This window comes from Rhodococcus indonesiensis, from assembly GCF_047782815.1.
Classification (GTDB): domain Bacteria; phylum Actinomycetota; class Actinomycetes; order Mycobacteriales; family Mycobacteriaceae; genus Rhodococcus; species Rhodococcus indonesiensis.
In genome coordinates this window covers 4,079,901-4,093,189 of the sequence record NZ_CP180630.1, presented here as the reverse complement: position 1 = coordinate 4,093,189, position 13,289 = coordinate 4,079,901, and the positions used below count along the sequence as shown (strand labels likewise).

The 13,289-nt window shown below is 70.0% G+C and carries 20 protein-coding genes; 12 read left to right on the top strand and 8 right to left on the bottom strand.

Features of this window, described 5'->3' with window-relative positions; all coding sequences use genetic code 11:
• The first annotated feature begins 18 nt into the window (after positions 1-18).
• Together ACM26Y_RS18815 and ACM26Y_RS18810 are read left to right on the top strand one after the other, a co-directional pair.
• Positions 19-1,059, top strand: coding sequence for an NAD(P)-dependent alcohol dehydrogenase (locus ACM26Y_RS18815; protein WP_003937466.1), 1,041 nt, complete (start codon positions 19-21; stop codon positions 1,057-1,059).
• Positions 1,060-1,128: 69 nt separating this feature from the next.
• Positions 1,129-1,395: a DUF4235 domain-containing protein gene (locus ACM26Y_RS18810; RefSeq protein WP_003937467.1), complete on the top strand. Its 267-nt coding sequence runs from the start codon at positions 1,129-1,131 to the stop codon at positions 1,393-1,395.
• A 27-nt stretch (positions 1,396-1,422) separates the two neighbouring features.
• On the opposite strand, the gene ACM26Y_RS18805 is transcribed toward ACM26Y_RS18810, so the two are convergent.
• Both ACM26Y_RS18805 and ACM26Y_RS18800 read right to left on the bottom strand, forming a co-directional pair.
• The gene (locus tag ACM26Y_RS18805) at positions 1,423-2,220 is read right to left on the bottom strand and encodes a SigB/SigF/SigG family RNA polymerase sigma factor (RefSeq protein ID WP_003937468.1); all 798 of its coding nucleotides are present in this window, start codon (positions 2,218-2,220) and stop codon (positions 1,423-1,425) included.
• Positions 2,217-2,648 carry an ATP-binding protein gene (locus tag ACM26Y_RS18800; protein WP_003937469.1) on the bottom strand — a complete coding sequence of 144 codons (432 nt, stop codon included), beginning with the start codon at positions 2,646-2,648 and terminating at the stop codon, positions 2,217-2,219. Before ACM26Y_RS18800 ends, ACM26Y_RS18805 begins: the two co-directional genes overlap by 4 nt.
• Positions 2,649-2,928: 280 nt before the next feature.
• Between ACM26Y_RS18800 and ACM26Y_RS18795 the strand changes: the two genes are divergently transcribed.
• Complete coding sequence (locus tag ACM26Y_RS18795; RefSeq protein ID WP_003937470.1) at positions 2,929-3,348, top strand: STAS domain-containing protein; 420 nt, start codon at positions 2,929-2,931, stop codon at positions 3,346-3,348.
• Positions 3,349-3,404: 56 nt separating this feature from the next.
• Here ACM26Y_RS18795 and ACM26Y_RS18790 read toward each other — a convergent pair whose 3' ends face one another.
• The 3 genes from ACM26Y_RS18790 to ACM26Y_RS18780 form a co-directional block, all read right to left on the bottom strand.
• Positions 3,405-3,866, bottom strand: a complete 462-nt coding sequence (locus ACM26Y_RS18790; RefSeq protein ID WP_416061563.1) for a DUF4383 domain-containing protein — start codon at positions 3,864-3,866, stop codon at positions 3,405-3,407.
• Between the two features lie 119 nt (positions 3,867-3,985).
• Entirely contained in the window at positions 3,986-4,348 is a 363-nt protein-coding gene (locus tag ACM26Y_RS18785; RefSeq protein WP_040782958.1) for a hypothetical protein, read from the bottom strand.
• A gap of 20 nt (positions 4,349-4,368) precedes the next feature.
• On the bottom strand, positions 4,369-4,602 hold the full coding sequence (locus tag ACM26Y_RS18780) for a hypothetical protein (protein WP_003937473.1): 234 nt from the start codon (positions 4,600-4,602) through the stop codon (positions 4,369-4,371).
• A 261-nt stretch (positions 4,603-4,863) separates the two neighbouring features.
• Between ACM26Y_RS18780 and ACM26Y_RS18775 the strand changes: the two genes are divergently transcribed.
• The 4 genes from ACM26Y_RS18775 (at position 4,864) to ACM26Y_RS18760 (ending at position 6,720) form a co-directional block, all read left to right on the top strand.
• Positions 4,864-5,733 carry an IS5 family transposase gene (locus ACM26Y_RS18775; RefSeq protein ID WP_235431173.1) on the top strand — a complete coding sequence of 290 codons (870 nt, stop codon included), beginning with the start codon at positions 4,864-4,866 and terminating at the stop codon, positions 5,731-5,733.
• A 96-nt stretch (positions 5,734-5,829) separates the two neighbouring features.
• Positions 5,830-6,093 carry a DUF6480 family protein gene (locus ACM26Y_RS18770; RefSeq protein WP_416061562.1) on the top strand — a complete coding sequence of 88 codons (264 nt, stop codon included), beginning with the start codon at positions 5,830-5,832 and terminating at the stop codon, positions 6,091-6,093.
• Between the two features lie 99 nt (positions 6,094-6,192).
• A complete protein-coding gene (locus ACM26Y_RS18765; RefSeq protein WP_003937475.1) occupies positions 6,193-6,432 on the top strand; it encodes a CsbD family protein in 240 nt (79 codons plus the stop codon).
• 90 nt (positions 6,433-6,522) lie between these two features.
• A complete protein-coding gene (locus ACM26Y_RS18760) occupies positions 6,523-6,720 on the top strand; it encodes a hypothetical protein (protein WP_416061561.1) in 198 nt (65 codons plus the stop codon).
• Here the strand turns inward: ACM26Y_RS18760 and ACM26Y_RS18755 are convergent.
• The 3 genes from ACM26Y_RS18755 to ACM26Y_RS18745 all read right to left on the bottom strand — a co-directional run bounded on the left by ACM26Y_RS18755 (position 6,677) and on the right by ACM26Y_RS18745 (position 9,608).
• Entirely contained in the window at positions 6,677-7,426 is a 750-nt protein-coding gene (locus ACM26Y_RS18755; RefSeq protein WP_416061560.1) for a PAS and ANTAR domain-containing protein, read from the bottom strand. The two genes, ACM26Y_RS18760 and ACM26Y_RS18755, sit on opposite strands and share 44 nt — an antisense overlap.
• 59 nt (positions 7,427-7,485) lie before the next feature.
• Positions 7,486-8,058, bottom strand: a complete 573-nt coding sequence (locus ACM26Y_RS18750; RefSeq protein WP_003937478.1) for a type 1 glutamine amidotransferase domain-containing protein — start codon at positions 8,056-8,058, stop codon at positions 7,486-7,488.
• Between the two features lie 62 nt (positions 8,059-8,120).
• The gene (locus ACM26Y_RS18745) at positions 8,121-9,608 is read right to left on the bottom strand and encodes an FAD-dependent oxidoreductase (RefSeq protein WP_416061559.1); all 1,488 of its coding nucleotides are present in this window, start codon (positions 9,606-9,608) and stop codon (positions 8,121-8,123) included.
• 100 nt (positions 9,609-9,708) lie between these two features.
• Between ACM26Y_RS18745 and ACM26Y_RS18740 the strand changes: the two genes are divergently transcribed.
• The 5 genes from ACM26Y_RS18740 to ACM26Y_RS18720 are packed head-to-tail and all read left to right on the top strand — an operon-like array spanning position 9,709 to position 13,197.
• Positions 9,709-10,716, top strand: a complete 1,008-nt coding sequence (locus ACM26Y_RS18740) for a DNA topoisomerase IB (protein WP_416061558.1) — start codon at positions 9,709-9,711, stop codon at positions 10,714-10,716.
• Between the two features lie 55 nt (positions 10,717-10,771).
• Positions 10,772-11,266 carry a hypothetical protein gene (locus tag ACM26Y_RS18735; protein WP_416061557.1) on the top strand — a complete coding sequence of 165 codons (495 nt, stop codon included), beginning with the start codon at positions 10,772-10,774 and terminating at the stop codon, positions 11,264-11,266.
• Positions 11,263-12,492: an NRAMP family divalent metal transporter gene (locus ACM26Y_RS18730; RefSeq protein ID WP_416061556.1), complete on the top strand. Its 1,230-nt coding sequence runs from the start codon at positions 11,263-11,265 to the stop codon at positions 12,490-12,492. Before ACM26Y_RS18735 ends, ACM26Y_RS18730 begins: the two co-directional genes overlap by 4 nt.
• Positions 12,489-12,893, top strand: coding sequence for a hypothetical protein (locus ACM26Y_RS18725; RefSeq protein ID WP_054371737.1), 405 nt, complete (start codon positions 12,489-12,491; stop codon positions 12,891-12,893). Before ACM26Y_RS18730 ends, ACM26Y_RS18725 begins: the two co-directional genes overlap by 4 nt.
• Positions 12,880-13,197, top strand: coding sequence for a PRC-barrel domain-containing protein (locus ACM26Y_RS18720; RefSeq protein WP_237210752.1), 318 nt, complete (start codon positions 12,880-12,882; stop codon positions 13,195-13,197). Before ACM26Y_RS18725 ends, ACM26Y_RS18720 begins: the two co-directional genes overlap by 14 nt.
• The last annotated feature ends 92 nt before the right edge of the window (positions 13,198-13,289 follow it).

Sequence of the window (13,289 nt, the reverse complement as noted above, 5' to 3'; positions counted from 1 at the left end):
GCAGGTAGGCATGAACGCATGACTACCGTTGCTGCGTACGCCGCCACCGCGGCGGACAGCCCCCTCGTCAAGACCACCATCGAGCGGCGCGAGCTCGGTCCCCTCGACGTGCTCATCGAGATCCGGTACGCCGGGATCTGCCATTCCGACATCCACACCGCCCGCAACGAGTGGGGCGGCACCCGCTACCCGGTCGTCCCCGGCCACGAGATCGTCGGGGTGGTGAGCGCTGTCGGCTCCGACGTCACCAGGCATGCGGTCGGCGACCGGGTCGGCGTGGGCTGCTTCGTCGACTCGTGCCTCGAGTGCGAGGCCTGCACCAGCGGCGACGAGCAGTACTGCACCGAGCGGGTCACCGGCACCTACAACGCGGTCGGCCGCGACGGCGAGGTGACTCAGGGCGGATACTCCACCCATATCGTCGTCACCGAGCACTTCGTCCTGAAGATCCCCGACGGCCTGGCGCTCGATGCGGCGGCGCCGCTGCTCTGCGCGGGCATCACCCTGTACTCCCCGCTCCGGCACTGGGGCGCCGGACCGGGCAGGAAGGTCGCCGTCATCGGCATGGGCGGTCTCGGCCACGTCGGCGTGAAGATCGCCGCGGCAATGGGTGCGGAGGTGACCGTGCTGGGGCATTCGCTGGCCAAGCGGGAGGACGGGCTGCGGTTCGGCGCCGTCGACTACCGCGCCACGACCGATCCGCAGACCTTCGTGGATCTGCGGGACACATTCGACCTGATCGTCAACACCGTGTCGGTGAATCTCGACATGGATGCCTACCTGTCGCTGCTCGCCCGCAACGGCACCCTCGTCGAGCTGGGCCTGCCCGAACACCCGCTCACGCTCCGGGCGTTCTCGCTCGCCCGGAACCGCCGCAGTCTCGCCGGCTCCATGGTCGGCGGCATCCCGCAAACCCAGGAGATGCTCGACTTCTGCGCCGAACACGGGATCGGCGCCGAGATCGAGGTCGTCCCGGCCGACCGGATCGACGAGGCGTACGACCGGGTCGTGGCGAGCGACGTGCGCTACCGCTTCGTCATCGATGCCACCACCATCTGAGCAGTCCGGCAGGTGTGAGACCGCGACGGCCGGGTACTCCCGCCTCGTACCTCGACACGTGGAGGAAATGTGAAGAAGGCGTTGTACCGGCCCGTGAGCCTCGTAGTCAGTTCTCTGGCGGGTGTGGCCGCCGGCATGGTGTTCCGGAAGGTGTGGGCGCTCGGTGCCGGCCAGGACGATCCGCCGGAGGCCATGGACAGCCGCTTCGGGTGGCGTGAGGTGCTGGTCTCCGCCGCCGTGCAGGGAGCGATCTTCGGCGCGGTGAGCGCGGCGGCGAACCGCGCGAGCGCAGTCGGCTTCCGCCGCGTCACCGGCACCTGGCCCGGGAAGCAGTGACCCGGGGACGAAGAGCGACCCTCGGTCCTAGAAGCCCTCGCCCAGTTGTTCACGCAGCTGGGCGAGGGTTTTCGTCAGCAGTCGTGACACGTGCATCTGGGACACACCGACCCGTTCGGCGATCTGGGTCTGGGTCATGTTCCCGAAGAAACGCAGCAGCACGACCGTGCGCTCGCGTTCCGGCAGCGCGGCCAGCAGCGGACGCAGCGCTTCGTGGTTCTCCACGTGCGCGAGCGCGGCGTCGTAGTCGCCGAGAGTGTCCGCAAGGGTGACGCCGTCGTCCCCGGCCGGGGCAGGCCGGTCGACCGAGACCGCCTGGTATGCGTTGCCGGCGACGAGGCCTTCCGCGACCTCTTCGGGATCGAGTCCCAGTTCCGCTGCGAGTTCGGCCGCCGTGGGGGCACGGCCGAGGCGCTGCGAGAGTTCCCCGGTCGCCTTGCTCAGCGCCAGGTGCATCTCCTTCATCCGGCGCGGCACGCGTACCGCCCAACCGGCGTCGCGGAAGTGGCGGCGCACCTCGCCCATGATGGTCGGAACCGCGAAGGACACGAAGTCCGAGCCGCGCTCGGGATCGAACCGGTCCACGGCGTTGACCAGGCCGAGGCGGGCAACCTGCAGAAGATCGTCGAACGCCTCGCCGCGGCCGTCGAATCGGCGGGCGATGTGTTCCGCGAGCGGCAGGCACCGTTCGACCAGGCTGTCGCGCATGGTTCCGCGTGCAGGATCGTCCTCGCCGAGCGTCACCATCTTCTCGAAGAGAGGGATGACGTCGGCGTATTCGTCGGCGGCTCGGCCGCTGCGCCGTTGGGCGCCGGTCCCCGTCACAGAACAGCGCTGCTGTCGGTCAGGGAGACGTCGATGGTGGTGACGGATCCCTCGTCGGTCTCGTCCACCTTCACGTCGACGGAGTCGGCGAGCGCATTGAGTACATGCCACCCGAAGGTCCGCGAATCCGCGGTCAGTCCACCGTCGACCGTGAGAGCAGACGCGCTGATCCGCAGTGCAGGCGGCATCGCCTGGAACCGGCACGACAACGTCGCACCTTCCGGAGCCCGGGTGATGAGCCGGGTGCCCGCCTCGTCGATCGCGAGCTTGACGTCGGCCACTGCATCGAGGTCGAAGCCCTGCTGGATGGCGATGGCGGCAGCGACCGCGCGCAGTACGGGAAGCTGGCCTGGTTCCGCGCGCACCCGCAACTCCACTACGGGATGGGTGCGTTCGAGGGCCGAATCGATCGATGCCGTGTTCGCCATGTGTGTTGTTTCTCCGTTGCGGCAGGTTGAGGGCCCGGGCGAGCGGGTGTTCCTCGCGAGACTACCCGCGACGCGGGGTTCTCAATCATGCGGAAACGGTTTCCGTACCAGTGGCATTGCAGCTGGTAGGCCGGTTCTTTGCAGTGCCGTGGCGACTGCCGTAGGGTGTGAGTGAGGTTGAGCACACAGCCTGGCTCGGAAGTGCCGCATATTCGCGGTAGCCGGTGTCAGTGCGGTCCCGTCCCGTCGGCGCTTCCACTCTCCCGACGATGGGAAGCTCATGACTACCGTTACCCAGCGCAAAGTCACCTCGCTGTGGGTCACCCGATCGGATCAGCCGCCGCTCTGCCGTACCTCGTCCGGGGCGGATTTCTCCACCGAGAGAATCAGTTCCGCGCTCGTCCGGGTCGCTGTGGCGGGCGAACTCGACATGCGCAACGCTCCCGCATTGTGCAGTTACGCGGGAGCCCGGCTGCACACGTCGTCGCGTGTGGTGCTCGACCTGTCGGACGTCGACTTCTTCGGTTCGGCAGGACTGACCGTGTTCGAGGAACTCGACACCCTGGCCCGGCGCCGGAGCTCCCGGTGGGCGCTCGTCGGTGGACGGGCGGTGAATCGGCTGCTGCGGGTGCTCGGCGAACCGGTCTACGCGCATGCCACGCTCGACAGCGCGATCCACGCCCTGCGAGCGCCGATCTGAGCCGCACTCGTCCTGATCCGCAATTGCGACTGTCCGCCGGCCGGCTCGGCTGCCGGTCAGGCAGGCTTCGGGAGCTTAGGGGGACGGTTGCCGCGCGGATCGACCGCCAGGACGAGCAACAGCACGCCCAATGCCAGGTGCAACCAGTTGTCGGCCGCGTTGACCGGCACCACATTGACGGCGCTGTCGTGGCCGACCACCATGCCGAACGCCGACAGTGCCAGGTACGCGGCGCCACCGGCGATCAGGTAGATCCGCGACGCGCGCACCTTGCGGGCGGCCAGGATTCCCACCCCGCCGTAGGCGAGGTGCAGGAGGTTGTGGGCAACCGAGACCCGGAACAGGCCCAGAAGATGCGCGTGCGACTCGTGTCCCGCGAGCGTCATCGAGTCGTACCCGCTGGTCAGACCGGGAACGAAGCCGAGCGCGCCGATCAAGAGAAACACGATGCCGACCGCGAGGGCGTAACCCTGGATCCGGGTGCGCTGCACCCTGGGATACGGGCTGGATCGGATCATCGTTCCTCCATCGGGGTGCGCGGGGCGCTCTATCGGGATGCGCGGGGCGCAACGCCCCGGGACGGAGGAATAGCCCGGGCGGTTCCTGTCGAAACACGCCCGCCCGGTGTCTCGTCGGCTCACCCCGCGACGAGAACGCCGGACGAAATCGTCCCGTACACCAGGGTCAGGATCATCAGTCCCCAGCCCGTGCCGTGCCAGATCGGCCAGGTCCCGCCCGAGCGCCACACCCGGTAGGTCTGCACGAACGCGCCGACCGCGCCGAAGAGCAAAATCGCCGTGGGGCCGAGGGCCAGGACGAGCCGTGCCGGGTCGGTGCAGACGAGGAACTCCTCGTCGGCGCACCGGTCACCGTTCGTGGCGGCCCAGATCACCACCGCCGCCATCAGCAGCAGGGCCGCGACGACGACGACGGCCGCATAGCGCACCGCCGAACGCGCGGTGCGGGGATCCCGCCACCGCTTCTCCACATCTTGTGTCACAGTGTCTCCTCACGCTCTCCTCACGCTCGGTCGGTGAGCGCGACCTGTCCCGATTTCCGGGCGCAGTGGGCGCAGCAGAACATGGTGCCGTCGGCTTCCACTCCGTGGCCGAGAATGCGGCAACCGCAGTGTGCGCACTGCGGCGCCATCGCCTGTGCCGCACATTCGAAACTGTCGAATGTGCCCGAGACGTCGCCCCGGGTCACGGTGAAGGTCTTGTCGTAGTCGTTGCCGCACGTATCGCAGGTAGCCATCACGCTCCTCCTCTCGGATGTCCGGTCCTGTGGAACGGGTGCCCGGCGGCCGGTCCCGTCAAACTGCTCGCCGGCCGCCGGCTCGGTCATGGCCTGCGGATACCCTGCACGGCCCGCCGTAACCCGAGCCGGTGCGGCGGTTTGACCGGAGGCGGGCCGGGAACCCACCTGAGAGAGTGTTGTGGAACCCTGTGCGGACGCGGCGTGTCGGCCGTGGTATCCGAACGTGATCGATGATCGTCTCGGTACGTGTGTCCGTGTGTGTGCAAGCCCGCCTACGACTCGTCGCTGACCGATGCGCAGTGGGCGGTGATCGAACCGCTGCTGCCTCGACCGAGTCCGCGGCTCGGGGGCCGGCCGCCGGTGCACCCGCGCCGACTGGTCGTCGACACGATCTTGTACGTGCTGGCCACCGGCTGCGCCTGGCGGCTGGTCCCGCACGATCTGGCCCCGTGGAGCACCGCCTACCGGATCTTCGCCGCCTGGAGCGCGGACGGCACCTGGGCGCGCATCCACGACACCCTGCGAGATCGGTTGCGTGCCAACGACGGACGTGATCCGCAGCCATCGGCGGCGGTGCTGGACTCGCAGTCGGTGCGCAGCAGCGAGGGCGGCGAGCAGATCGGCTACGACGCCGGCAAACGCGTCCGGGGCCGCAAGCGTCATCTGCTGGTCGACACCCTCGGGTTGATGTTGGTCGGGCTGGTGCACTCGGCGTCGGTGCAGGACCGGGCCGGGGCCCGGCTGGTGCTGGCCGGGGCCCGGACCCGGTTCCCCGGCTTGGGGCTGGTGTGGGTCGACGGCGGGTACGTCAACTCGGTCGATGCGGGCCTGGTCGACTGGGCGGCCCGCACCGAGAATCTCGAGGTCGTGGTGGTACCTCGCAACGCGGACGTGAAAGGCTTCCAGGTGCTGCCCCGGCGGTGGGTGGTCGAGAGGACCTTCGGATGGTTGACGAGGTGTAGACGGTTGGCACGGGACTACGAACGCAAGACGGCACATGCCGAGGCCATGATCCAGGTCGCGATGATCAGGCTCATGGCGGCCCGCCTGGCCGGCGAAGACATCGAGCCCCGCGGTCCGATCGAAGCCGAAGCGGCACGCCGGCTAGCAGAGGACCTCACCGACTGACAGCGCGGGTTCCACAACACTCTCTGAGGCGGACGGCACCCTCCGGCCACGTCACCTCCGGTCGAGGTGTCGGCCGCCGAGAGAAAGGAGTGGGTGATGAACGCCCCCGATCCGCGGAACATCCCCGATCCGCAGGCGCATTCCGACACCGATCCCGACCCTGCCCGGACGCCCGATCTCAAGCCCGGCGGCGGGGTGGCACCTGGTTCGACACCCCCGGACTCGGGTACCACCTCCGGACTGTCGGCACCCGAGCCGCGCACTCGGAACCACTTCCCGCCCACCGGTATCCTCGCGATCGGCGCGGTCGCGCTGATCGTGGTGCTCTTCCTGGTGGTGATCGTGGGAATCCTGATGTAGACGGCGCAGCTACAGGCGCCGCAGTCCCGAGTGGTTTGCCGGAGTTCGACGAGGGTATTCCTGGCTCGCAAGCGAGGAACGCCGACGAGGGAGAGTCGCATGGCAGAGAACACGAGCGGACCGAGCGAAGGCGTGAAGGGCGTCGTCGAAGACGTCAAGGGCAAAGCCAAGGAGGCGACCGGCGCCGTCGTCGGCAACGACGAGCTCACCCGGGAGGGGCGGGCCCAGCAGGACAAGGCGGACAGCCAGCGGGAGGCCGCGAAGAAGGAAGCCGAAGCGGAGAAGGCCCGCGCCGACGCCGAGGTCGACGAGGCCCGCCAGCGCTCGCATCAGCAGTGACGGGGTGAGCGGCCGCTGGGCCGCGCCCGTCGTTCGTCCACGACCCGGGGGCCGTTCGGCTCCCGGGTCTTCGTCTCCCGAGGAGAAGCGATGCGCATTGTGACGTTCGTAGTGCTGGTGTGGCTGGTGATCGGGGCGATCGCGGCCGGGCAGCGAGGGTACTTCACGGAAGCCGAGCAGAACTGCGCCGACTTCGCCACCGTCGCGGTGACGGTCGTCGCGGGACCGCTGAACTACGCCGGTGTCAATCCGAAGGTGGAGTGCGAACTTCCGCAGCCGAGTCCGTGACGGCGCCCGGGGGAGTCGACTTCGACGGGACGCGCTCGTGCACGGTCATGAGCAGATGGTCGAATTCGTTCCGGAACACCGCCGGCACGTCGAGTCCGGTGGTGACGTCGTGGACCAGTTGCTCGGCGAGCGCACGGAGCTTGACATTCGATTCCTGTGACCGCCAGGCGAGGATCTCGAAGGCGTGATCCTCCTGGATCCGGTAGACCGCCATGATCATGCCCTTGGCCTGTTCGATGACGGCACGGTCCTGCGTGAGCGCCGAGACCGCCTCCTCGACGCCCTCGCGGACCTCGTCGTCGTAGGCGTCGGACAGGTCCACGTAGAACCCGGCCGTGCCGACGACCCGTCCTCGCTCGTCGAGGAGGCGGTCGCCGATCACCACCACCGGTCGGACCCTGCCGTGTGCGTCGACGATCCGGTGCCGGCCGCTGAACGGCTCACCGTTGCGCTGCATGGCGCTCACCATGGCGGCGACCTGGGCCCGGTCGTCGGGGTGCTTGTGCTGCAGCAGCAGGTCGGTGGTCGGCTGCACGGTTCCGGGGGCATAGCCGTGCATCCGTGCCACGCCGTCCGACCATTCCCACTTGTCCTCGTCGATCAGATAGCGGAAACTCCCGACCCGCTGCGGCTTCCCGCTCGCGAACACCTGCTCGGAGGCGTCGTCGGTCCGGGTGTCGCCGGTGCGCGTGCTCGGTTCCGTCACGCAACGATTATGCCTCGGGAGGCGAGCACTCTCTCGGACGGCGCGTGACGTGACGCGAGCTAACCGGCGTGCTGCTCCGCGTTCGCGAACACGTCGACGAGGGTCGTGCAGAAGGCGGGCAGATCCTTCGGATTGCGGCTCGACACCAGGTTCCCGTCGACGACCACTTCCTCGTCGACCACGTTTCCGCCGGCGTTGCGGATGTCCGTGCGGACACTCGGGTAGGACGTCAGCGTCCGTCCCCGGACCACGTCGGCCTCGACCAGCGTCCAGGGCCCGTGACAGATCACCGCGACGGGCCGCCCCGACTCGACGAAGTCCCGCACGAACGCGACGGCGGCGGAGTCCTGGCGCAGGTGATCGGGATTGGTGGTGCCACCGGGCAGGATCAGGGCGTCGAAGTCCGACACCGACACTTCCGATACCGCCTGGTCGACCCGGTATCTTCCGGCTGCGTTCACGTCGGACTTCATGGCTTGGATCTCACCGGGTTCGAGCGACAGCAGGCGCACCGTGCCACCCGCCTCCTCGACCGCGCGCCGCGGCTCCACCAACTCGACTTCCTCGACACCGTTCGTCGCGAGGACGGCCACGGTGCGTCCCGCCAGCCGGCCGTTTCCTGGGTCACTCATCGCAAGTCGTCCTTTCGTCGTGTTCCGCCGGTCGCGTACCCGAGGCCGGCGACGGGGAAACGTCACTCCCGCGGCAGATCCCGGGTGGCGGGACCCTCGAGCAGGCGCCCGTCCGCGGCGAAGCGGGAACCGTGCAGCGGGCAGTCCCAGGAGGCCTCCGCATCGTTCCACCGCAGCACCCCGCCCAGGTGCGGGCACACCGCGGACACCCGGTGCGTGGTGCCGTCCACGGTGCACACCCCGACCGGACGGAGCTTCTCCCGGCGTACCTCGCCGCCGCCGGCGGGCGGCAGCGCGCCGTCCCCGGAGAACTCGGCGCGCATCCATCCGCGCGTCATCTCCACCGCCACGGCGGCATTGAGGCGGGTCGCGGCCGGAAGATCGAAAACCTGTGTGGGACTCCAGGCTTGGAACGCCGACCCCCACTCCGGAGTCACCTCGCCGAGGATGCGGTCCGACAGCAACCGGGCCGCGGCCACCGCGTTCGTCATTCCCCACTTGCCGTAGCCGGTGCCCACGAGCAACCGGTCGTTGCCGGGCAGCAGCGGACCCACGTACGGCAGGTGGTCGAGTGTCGAATAATCCTGCGCCGACCAACGTGCCACGGTTTTCGCGCCGGGGAAGTGGCGGCCCGTCCACGCGACGAGATCGTCCGCGGCCCCGCGATGGTCGTGTGCCCGCCCGACGGTGTGCCCGTTGCCGCCCACGAGGAAGTACTGCCCTCCGTACGCCGTGCGCAGCGACCGCGTCGGCGAATCCACGGACAGGTACATGCCGCTCGGGACGTCGCCCGGCACTTCGAACGCGGCCGCATACGACCGCTGGGGCTCGAGCCGGGCGAAGAACCCGCCGCGATCGAGGATCGGTGTCCCCGTCGCGAGCACGATGTGCCCGGCCTGCACGTCGCCACGATCGGTGACGGCCACGCAGCCGTTCCGGTCCGAGCGGACCTTCCGGACCCGGCAACCGGTGAACAGTGCGCCACCGCGCTCCCGGAGTTCCCGGACCAGCTCGTGCAGCAACGGCATCGGATCGATCTGCGACTGGTCCGCCAGCGTCACCGCGGCGGCCACGGGGTACGGCAGTTCCGTCTCGGTGGTCATGCGGGCGTCGAGCCCGGCGGCGCGGCAGGCCTCGTACTCGGCGCGCACCGTGGCGGCGCTCTCCTCGCCGGCGCTGTAGGTGTAGGCCGCCGCGGATTCGATCGGCAGGTCCCGTTCGCGGCACAGCTGCACCACCCACCGTTGGGCCTCGAGGTTGCCGGCCACGTAGTTGCGCAGGACGTCGCGCGAATGGCCCCGGGCGATACTCGAGAGCGTGCTGCCCTGCAGCAGGCTGACCTTGCCGGTGGTGTTGCCGGTGGTGACGGCGCCGACCGTGCGGGCCTCGAGGACGGCCACGCGGTGTCCGGCGCGCGCGAGCAGGAGAGCTGTCACCACTCCGGTGAGGCCGGCGCCGACCACGACGGTGTCGAAGCGGGCCGGACCCTCGGGCCACGGAGTGTCGTCGAGGTGGGCGGTATCGGTGCGGGAGAGCCACAGGGAGGTCACCTGTGGGGTATGCCCGGTGCCGCGTGCGGGAAACCTCCGGTTGCCCGGGTGCCCGCCGGGGTATCCGCGGGGCAGGGAGCCGGCGGGAGGAGGGAGGGGGATGCGATTGCGGCGGAGCAACACGTCCGGCCCCGGGATCCGGCGGGTGCGCCGCGGCCGGGGCTTCACCTATCACGACGCCGACGGCAATCGCGTGACCGACGAGGCCGTGCTCGCCCGTATCCACGAGCTCGTCATCCCTCCGGCGTGGCGCAAGGTGTGGATCTGCCCCCGCCCCGACGGGCACATCCAGGCCGTGGGCATCGATGCCGCCGGCCGGCGGCAGTACCTGTACCACCAGCGGTGGCGCGAGGAGCGCGACGAGGAGAAGCACGACCGGGTACTGGCCATGGCGGCCCGGCTTCCGTCCTGGCGGGCCCAGGTGCAGGCCGACCTGACCGGGCGGGGGGTGGGGCGGCGCCGGGTCGAGGCGTTGGCCCTGCGGTTGCTGGACCGGGCCGTGTTCCGGGTGGGCGGGGAGGAGTACGCGGCCGAGAACGGTACCTACGGGGTTGCGACGTTGCTGCGCAGCCACGTGCGGCTGCGTGACACCACCCTGACGTTCGACTATCCGGCCAAGGGCGGTATCCGGAGGGTCGTCACGGTCGAGGACGCCGACCTGGCGACGGCTGTCCGGGCGCTGCGCCGGGTCCGCAGCGAATCGGGCCGGTTGCTGGTCTACCGCGACGGTGATGCGATCCGCGAGCTGCACGCGGACGACGTCAACGCCCGGTTCAAGGAACTCGCCGGGGAGGACTGCAGTGCGAAGGATCTGCGCACGTGGGGGGCGACGGTGCTTGCCGCCGCGGCCTTCGCCGAGCACGACGTGCCCGGCAGTGGGCGCGGCCGGACGCGGGTCGAGGCGGCCGTGATGCGTGCGGTCTCGGAGGAGCTCGGCAACACCCCCGCGGTGGCACGAGCCTCGTACGTCGACCCCCGCGTGATGCGGGCCTGGGCGGACGGCCGCACGATCCGCGCTGCGCTGCGGCGAGCCGGCAGGTGCGGCGATCCGGACGAATCCCGGGCCGTCGTCGAACGCGCCGTGATCCGGCTGCTGCGCCGGTCCTGAGTCCGCCCGCGAGTTTCGACCGCGGCGCCACGCGGTATCCGGCAGGTGCCCGCTCGTGGACCCGCGGGCATCGGACTGCGAGGTGGATCCGGTGGAGGCAGGGCACGGGAGCGTGGGACGGACGGTCGCGGCATGGCTCGTCGCATCCGCCGCGGTGCTGGGCAGCTGTGCGGGGCTGCCGGGTGGCACGGAGGGCGACCTCGCGCGTGCCGCCGCGCAGTCCGCCTCGGCCACCGCCTCCGCGGAACTGGCGATGGAACTGGTGGCCGGGCACCGCACCACCCGCGCCCACGCCGTGACCGTGCTGTCGGACGCACTCGACGAGGTGCTCGCCGCCTACTCGGCCGTGGCTGCGGTCGAGGTCGCCACCGGTCAGGAGGCGGCGCACCGCGCCGCGCTCCTCGACCGGATCGACGCCGCCGCGACCGTCCTCGGTGAGGCCCGCGCTCGAACGGACGCCGTCGCCACAGCCCCGTCCGCGGCGGACGTGACGGGCCGCCTGGCCGATCTCACCGGCTACCTGTCCGCGTTCGCGGAGGGGAGCCGATGAAGAAGCTCCTCGGTGTCGCCCTCGGAATCCTCACGGCCATCGGCGGGTTCCTCGACATCGGCGACATGGTCACCAACGCCGTGGTGGGCTCACGGTTCGGGCTCGGTCTGGCCTGGGTCGTCGTCCTCGGGGTCGGCGGCATCTGCCTGTACGCGAACATGGCCGGACGCGTCGCCGCGGTGAGCGGTCGCGCGACCTTCGAGATCATCCGGGAACGGCTCGGTCCGCGCGCGGCGCTCGCCAATCTCAGTGCGTCGTTCCTGATCAACCTGCTGACCCTGACCGCCGAGGTCGGCGGCGTAGCCCTCGCTCTGCAGCTGGCCGCCGGGACGGGACCGTTGATGTGGATGCCCGTGGCGGCGTTCGCGGTATGGCTCGTGATCTGGCGGGTGCGGTTCTCGGTGATGGAGAACGTCACGGGCCTGCTGGGCCTGTGTCTGATCGTGTTCGCCGTCGCGCTGTTCCTGACGGGCCCGGACTGGGGGGAACTCACCGGTCAGGCATTCGCGCCGGCGGTCCCCGAGTCCGAGTCGACGGCCGTGTACTGGTTCTACGCCGTCGCTCTCTTCGGCGCCGCGATGACCCCGTACGAGGTGTTCTTCTTCTCTTCCGGCGCGGTGGAGGAGCGGTGGACGGTCGCCGATCTCGCCCGCTCCCGGATCAACGTGGCGGTGGGGTTCCCGCTCGGTGGGATCCTGTCGGTCGCGATCGCGGGATGCGCCGCGGTGGTTCTTCTGCCCCGCGGCATCGAGGTGACGTCGCTGTCGGAGGTCGTGATGCCGGTCGTGGTGGCCGGCGGCACGCTCGCGCTGGCGTTCGTCCTCGTCGGGATCGTCGCGGCGACCTTCGGGGCGGCGCTCGAGACCACCCTGTCGAGCGGGTACACGCTCGCGCAGTTCTTCGGCTGGTCGTGGGGCAAGTTCCGGCGCCCGGCGGAGGCGGCGCGCTTCCACGTGTCGATGATGATCGCCCTGGTCGTCGGTCTCGCGGTACTGGCGACCGGGGTGGACCCGGTTCTGGTCACCGAGGTGTCGGTGGTGTTCTCGGCGGTCGCCCTGCCGTTGACCTACCTGCCGATCCTCCTGGTCGCGAACGACCGCGAATACATGGGAGAACACGTCAACGGACCGGTCGTCAACGCACTCGCCCTCGCCTACCTTCCGGTGATCGTCGTCGCGTCGATCGCAGCGGTGCCGTTGCTGGTGATGACGGGAGCGGGAGCATGAGCGAATCCGGAAAGCTGCCCGAGGCGCCGCTGCGCGGCCGGCTCGTCGACGCCCGGTTGCATCTGCTCGACCGGCTGGTCGTGGACGTCGACGGCCGGCCGGTGACCACCGTCGACGATGTCGAGCTGGCCGGGGTCGAGGCCGGGACGGACATCGACCCCGCCGCGCCGCCGCCGACGGTGCATGCAATTCTGAGCGGAAACGCGCTTCCGACAAGGATATTCGGTGGTCGGCCGCCGGATTCGCGACTCGACACGATCGACTGGTCGGACGTCGCCCACCTGGGCACCACGGTGGAGTTGCGAGTGTCCGGCGATCGACTGGACCACCTGTGGGTCGAGCGGTGGGTCCGGGACCGCATCGTCGCGCGCCTCCCCGGAGGTCGTCGTGCGCCTCAGTGAACTCGTCGGGGCGCGGGTCCACGATGCGGACGGCCGTCGCGTGGGTTTCGCCGTCGACGTGCGGTTCGTGGAGTCGCCGCAGAACCGGCTGCGGCTTGAGGGCGTGCTCGTCAGCCCGTGTTCGAGTGGCTCGTTCCTCGGCTACGAACGCACCGAGGAGGTCCGGCCCGCGCTGATCGCCCGGTATCTGCGGTGGCGACACCGTGGTGCGTTCCTCGTGCTGTGGCGCGACGTGCGCCGGGTCGGCGACGGCCGGGTCGAGCTGCGACCGGGGTATTCGCGCTGGTCGCCGATGCTGCGGTAGCGCAGGGAGGTTTGCATCCCGCCCTGGCGGGTAGGCGGTTCGAGCCGGCGTTGTGCCGCGTAGCCCACGACTGGAAGAGCCCGGCACGACCG